Raw genomic sequence first — 4,931 nt, 5'->3', positions numbered from 1 at the left:
AATTTCTTCGTAACCGCCCTCGTTAATCACATTCACAACCCCCACGGCCTTCAGCATTGCAGTGGACACCCACCCTTAGAGACAAGGGATCAACATCTCATCCACTAACGCTTGATTGCGACATCATTACCTTCGTTACTCAATGTATTACGTACTTCGCAACCGCCCCTAGAATCATGTTCCGCAATAACTACTCCTGGCACAAAATAAGGATGCGCTGGGAATTTAGAGCGTGCGCCCTTTTAGGTTAATAAAATTGCTCGGGTAAGTCAATTTTCAGAGGGAGTTGACCGATAACTAAAATTTTATGACTGTATATAAGTTAAAACTATTACCATGCGTTACTAACGAATAATAAACAATGATTCCGGTAGACTTATGACAGCCTTAAATGGAATGAAATCGGTGTTTAAGGGCGCGCGCGCGGGTAACTCCAAATGAATATCTCCGCCGGCATCTAATAAAAATTGCTTTACCGCATTCATTCCTACCCCACGGCCTGATATATCGGAAATATCATCTCTGGTAGAAACGCCAGAGGCAAAAAGAAGCTGAGTAATGTCTAGCAAGCTAGGGGCATCCTTTAAATCCCATTGACCAAGATCAACCCCTCGATCAAATAATTTTTTAATATTAATGCCCTGCCCGTCATCACTAATATGCAGAGCTACGCAGCTTAAACCCTCCCCCGTTATCGTTGGAATTTGTTCAGTGGTCTTCGACTCTATAGTGATTGTTCCATACGCGGGCTTCCCTGCAGCCAATCGAACCTCAGAAGACTCGATACCATGATCAATACTATTTCTCATCAAATGTGAAAACACGTCAGTGATTAGATTCTGACTTGTATTTTTTATTAATAGATGTTCATCGTTAATTTGAACTCGCGGTACCGGTTTATGTAATTGTTTCGCAATGCCCTCAAGGGAACCGACAATGCCGTCCAGCATATGCTCCACGGAACTTGCAACGGTTGAATCAAGCAATTCTTGAACTGGTGCAATCAAACTATCGACTTCACCCTCAAGCTTTATCGCATCCAACAAATGTTGGATTTTATTCACACTGACACCATCTAGAACAATACCAAATTGATTATCATTAACCGCCGCCCCTTCTCGCCCGAAGAGGTCTTGGTGAACATCGCGGTATTGAATAAGTACTAACTCCACACAATTGAGTTCGCATAACAACGCCTCACTATCCCAAGTACTGCCCTCACAATGTTTGAGCTTACTATAGTGAGACTCAGCTTGATGAGCACACTCGCTAATCCAATCAAAACCCAGAGTGCGGCTATTGCCTTTAATGGTATGCATATTCCTAAAAAGTAACGCGACTGTATCGTTGCAGAAACGGGCATTATTGGTGATAGCCGACCTGTTATCATCAATGAATTTTTGACAAGACACATCGAAATTTCTATATTTTTCGGCAGGTAATTTAATGATCTGAGAAATAATATCCAACTCTAACTTTTGCTTTACAGACTCGCTCTCCATCCTTCTTAATTCGGTAACGTCCCGTACGGTAACCATTATTTTTTTGACAATTCCGTCATCGACAATTGCATTCCAATCCAAAGATAAAGATTTATCTTCATCATCAATTACACGCCGATATTCACGGGTTAGAACGTGAGCATTAAAATCGAAAAACATCGCCTCCTCGCCAATAATAGCGTCTAAAGCGACTTGGGTCTGCCCAATAGCGTCACTTTGTAGTTGTTTATTCGTAAAAAGTAAATTAAGTGCGTCGTGACCTGCGATATTTTTACTGGAAAAAATAGATTCCAAATAATGAGAGTACTCAGGATTAACTTTTCCACCGGGGTCGATAGTGAACAAGCCTTGCCGCATATTGCTAAGCATGCACTGTATATCAACATTTTTCTGATGTAATTCATGGGTGCGCTCAGTAACTTTTAGTTCAAGTATTCGATTCTGCTCTTCAATGGCTTTACGTTTTTGATACTGGCTATAGATTAGTCGAGCTAAAATGGCAATAACCGCCAAAACATATAGCGTATAAGCCCACCATGTTTGCCACCAGGGTGGCAGTATAGTAATGGGGATACTAATACCTTCCCCATCCCAAACCCCCTCATTATTTGAGCCTCGAACACGAAAAATATAATCACCCGGATCGATATTAGTATAAGTCGTTGAACGCCGACTGCCGGCATAAACCCAATCGCTATCAAAACCAACCAGTTGATATGCATATTCATTTTTTTCGGGAATTGTGTAATTTAAGGCAACGAAATCAAAAGAAAAAACAGAGTGATTATAATCTAAGGTTAACGCCTTTGTTTTACTGATAGATTTCTGTAGCACTTCATTTTTACCGCCAGCCTCTACATGGCGATTGAATAATTTGAAATCAATAATGACTGTTGGGGGCGCCTGCAAATTCTCGGCAATATTCAGGGGGTCAAAAACACTGACACCCTTGGTACTCCCAAACACAAACTCACCCGCTGCGGTTTTAGTACAGGCCGGCCGTTTATGCAGATTGCCGGCTAATCCGTGTTCACGAGTATAGTTATGGAATTTATTCGCCTGAAGATTAAAGCGCGATATCCCTCGACCAGTACCAATCCATATTCGCCCTTGCGCATCCTCTAGCATGCAACCAATTTTATTGTCGGCTAAACCATGATCTGTCGTATAGCGCGTGAACTTATGAGTCTCCTGATTGAGTAAATTAACGCCATTACCACCGGTACCAACCCAAAGATTACCGGCGCTATCCTCAAAAAGTGCGCGCACTGACCCCGCACTAATCGTCGTGGCATCATTTTCATTATGCTCGAAATATTGAAAACTACTGTCCTTGCGATCGAAACGACTCAGGTTATCATCTCGCCCCAACCAAAGAATACCTTTAGAGTCCTCTAGTAACGTGTAGATCTCCATCGCGGGTAAGCGCTCTCCACCACGATCTTCACTGGCATAATGGTGGAATTTATTTTTTTCGCGATCGTAAGAGCTTAAGCCTTTATCAGTTGCGACCCAAAGCAGCCCATCACTACCCTCAACGATCCCTTGTACAACACTACCTGCAAGGTCAGGGTAGTGCGTGAAACTTCCTGTTTTTTGGTTCAGTTGGCTCATGCCCCCGCGCCATGTGCCCGTCCAGATTTCTCCTGCGGAATCAATAAGCACCGACTTAACCGGATTCATTTTTAACGATTGTGGATTATTGGGCTGATGTTGATAACTGGTAATTTCACCATTTTTACGATTAATGTGGTTTAGACCCTTTTCAGTGCCCAACCAAAGATCTCCGTATTAGTCTTCTTTTACCGAGAGAGTATCGCTATGACTTAAACTATTCGCATTTTTATGGTCGTGCTTATAATTGATAAAACCACTCGCGTAATAATCCACCACGGTTATACCGGCAGGGTAATGCCCAAACCATAAACCACCGCTATTATCCTGATAAATTGAACGCAATTGATCGTTACTTAAGCCGCTCGGGCTTTCACTGCCATTTGCAAAGCGCGTAAATTCGCCATTATCACGGTTTAATATATTTAAACCGCCGCCATCAATAGCCAACCACAAGTGCCCCTTTTGATCTTCAAATATATCGCGTACAACATTGCCACTGATGCTACGTGTATTATCCGGGGCGTTTTGATAACGAACAAAGCCTTTATCGTCTAGGCGATTTAAACCACCAAAGGTACCCACCCATAATCGCTGCTGGCGATCCCTATGAATACTTAACACTTGACTATGGCTAATGCTCTTTAAATCATTTGCATTATGGTCATAATGACTGAACTTACCGGTTTTGGGGCGATATAGATCAAGCCCATGTGTCTTTGTGCCAATCCATAAGTCGCCGTTTTTGTCTTCGTGCAAGCTAAGAACCTGGTTATCCGCAAGACTATTATTGTTGTCAATTTCGTGGCGCACATGACTAAAATTATCACTGCCGGCCGAGTAACGGTCCAGCCCTCCCGTTGTGGCCAGCCAAATATCACCGTTACTCGACTCCTCTAAAGCAACGACATCGTTGTGGCCAAGACTGGTCGGATTATTGGGGTCATGTAAATACCGAGTGAAGCTATCGGTGTCCGGGTTGTAGCGATTAAGGCCCCACGCCGTCGCCACCCACAACTGCTGCTGGCTATCGAATAAAAGATCTTTCACCAAACTATTACTTAAACTGAAGGCGTCTTTAGCGTTGTGCTTGTAGAGTTTAAACGTGTAACCATCGTAGCGGGCTAGGCCTCCGGTACCGGCAAACCACATAAAACCATCTGCGTCCTGCACAGCGGCCCAATGCCCACCAATTAACTCAAGCTGACTGTGATCCAAAGCCTTAAAACGAAACGGTGCAATCGCTTCAGCCCGGACATCCACGCGGTGACAACAACCAATATAAAGGCTAAATACAAACATGAATAAGTATTTACTAGCCCCTCCCTGCAACAACGTCACCATCCATTTCACCCGTAAATTTTACCTAGTCCCCTTAAATAGTAGTCGCCCCTCCCTCGCGGCATTAGATCATTTCATTACCAGAAACGTTGAGCCCATACTCTTCATGACTGGAACAAACGAAAGAACAAACGAGGACAGGCACTCATCAAATCTCATCCGACGACTATAAAAGGGAACACTCACTCTGCGTGCGCAAAACGAGTGCCTGCCCCGCTATCTTTTTGTAAGCGGTTTAAACGATCACAAAGAATTCACAAGCAACCATTGGGTATTTGAGTACACCAGCAACATATCCGGTCGGCAACAAGAACGAAGAATGTAGCGAAACACAAAAAAGAGTTGGCCCACCTTGGGCCCGACCTAACAGAGTGCTTGCGCGGAGTTTATAAGCTTTAAGGGGCGAGGCAATAATAGTTGTAACTATTCAGGTGGGTTAGAAATAATGCCCACCTAAAAGGCGAATTGATTATT

Annotated in this window: 2 protein-coding genes; both read right to left on the bottom strand. The window is 43.5% G+C overall.

Annotated elements, in window-relative coordinates:
- Nucleotides 1–344: 344 nt before the first annotated feature.
- Entirely contained in the window at nucleotides 345–3,278 is a 2,934-nt protein-coding gene (locus AC3A8L_RS19805) for a two-component regulator propeller domain-containing protein (protein ID WP_487963999.1), read from the bottom strand.
- A 15-nt stretch (nucleotides 3,279–3,293) separates the two neighbouring features.
- Nucleotides 3,294–4,460 (bottom strand): ligand-binding sensor domain-containing protein, encoded by a 1,167-nt coding sequence (locus tag AC3A8L_RS19800; protein ID WP_487963998.1) that lies wholly within the window; start codon nucleotides 4,458–4,460, stop codon nucleotides 3,294–3,296.
- Nucleotides 4,461–4,931 lie beyond the last annotated feature (471 nt).

Source organism: Marinagarivorans sp. (assembly GCF_982758155.1).
The sequence above is the reverse complement of the archived record's forward strand: the minus strand, read 5'-3'. Positions and strand labels throughout refer to the sequence as shown.

Coding starts and splice junctions, on each gene's coding strand:
- AC3A8L_RS19800 (WP_487963998.1), bottom strand. CDS start 4,460: ATGGTGACGTTGTTGCAGGGAGGGGCTAGTAAATACTTATTCATGTTT.